The sequence below is a fragment of the Rhodococcus sp. I2R genome (genome assembly GCF_020889545.1).
Lineage (GTDB): Bacteria > Actinomycetota > Actinomycetes > Mycobacteriales > Mycobacteriaceae > Rhodococcoides.
In genome coordinates this window covers 1-1,501 of sequence record NZ_JAHUTG010000065.1, presented here as the reverse complement: position 1 = coordinate 1,501, position 1,501 = coordinate 1, and the positions used below count along the sequence as shown (strand labels likewise).

Annotated in this window: 1 protein-coding gene; it reads right to left on the bottom strand. The window is 60.0% G+C overall.

The genetic code is table 11. The features are described 5' to 3' along the window. Nucleotides 1–213: 213 nt before the first annotated feature. Nucleotides 214–1,458 (bottom strand): IS4 family transposase, encoded by a 1,245-nt coding sequence (locus KVY23_RS24795; RefSeq protein WP_230558532.1) that lies wholly within the window; start codon nucleotides 1,456–1,458, stop codon nucleotides 214–216. Nucleotides 1,459–1,501: the final 43 nt, after the last annotated feature.

The following is a 1,501-nucleotide window of genomic DNA, read 5'->3' as shown; positions in this document are numbered from 1 at the left end:
TCAATACCGTTTACTTACGGCGGCGGTAGGGACTGCGCAGCGAGGACACGGGGTCGGTGGTCGATGCGTGGTGCGCCTCGGTGGTGTGGGTGTTTGACGTGAAATACGGACATTTTCCGTTTGACGACGCGGGGATTTGCTCGGTGGGTTCGGATGGGCAGTAGTTCGCGGACGACTTCTGCTGTGACGCGGCGGTAGGCGTCGGTGTGGGTGTCAGGGGGAAAAACCCGGGTGGCTCGTCGTGCTGCGGCGAGCGGCCCGCAGGGTCCGGGTGAAGGAAATCCTGTCTGGATCTCGTCCGGAATGGTCTGCTATGGAATGCATTACAGATCTGATGGCGTAGTGCACGCAGAGATGCCCGTAGACTTCTTGGAGGACTCCGTCGGAGGTTTTCGATCGTAGGACCACCCTTGGTCCGCGCTGGTGGGTTTTCAGCTCGTCGAATGCGGTCTCGATTTCCCATCGTTGGGCATACAGTACGGCGACCTCGTCGGCGGGTGCGTCCTGCGGGTCGGTGATCGTAGTCAGCAGACGGTAGGTGCGCTGCTCGACGTCGTTGATCGCAGTGTCGGTGCTCGTATCGGTATCGGTGGCGTCGAGGGTGTATTCGATTACGCGGACCGCGACACCGTCGCGGTCGTTGTGGCGTGCGGTCGTGCCAGGATATATGTGTGAGGCGAAAGAGCCATCGGCGTACCGTGTCTCGACGGGCAGTATCGCGTTCGACTTCATTCTCCACACCAGATCGGCTCCGGTCCTGGCGCATCGATTCCACAGGGAGTAGCTGAAGAAGCCGCGGTCCGCCAGCACCAGCATTCCCGCTGTCATCGATGTGGTCACCGACTCGGCGAGGGTCTGCTCGCCCTGTTTGTACGGCCCCAGTGCCACGTTGATGATCGCGTGCGAGCCACACTCGGCCAGTCCCAGGACGCGAACTTGCGGGAATGCCCCACCACGTCCACCGCCACGCGAGGACGGTGGACGACCGAAATACTCCACATTCCCTGCGGTGTCGGGCACATCCAAGGTCAACCCGTCGATACTGGTCAACTGCCATCGCCGATAGAAATCGCCTGGGACACTGCGATCAGCCAACGGCTGAGCAACCCTGGCGTACAACATCTTCAGTGCCTCGGACCCCAACCGTCTGCGAGCCTGAAACAGTGCCGCCTTCGTCGGAACCGTCCACTGGTGCGACCAACCAGAGGCCCACTCGAGACCTGTAACCAACTTGCGGATCACCTCCTCGTACGAATCGGAGGAGAACAATCCCAGTGCCAGAACGTAATACACCACAACTCGCGCCGGCAACAATCGTGACCGCTGCTCCACTCGGTCACACTCGACCAACACTTCGTCGACCACATCCGGTGGAAACACCCGCGTCAACACACCCAACGAAATATGGTCCGTCAACCGCTGAGAATCATCCGGTTTCACCCATCCCACACGCGGCATGACTCAAGAATAACACCCTTGTCATTCTAAGTAAACGGTATTG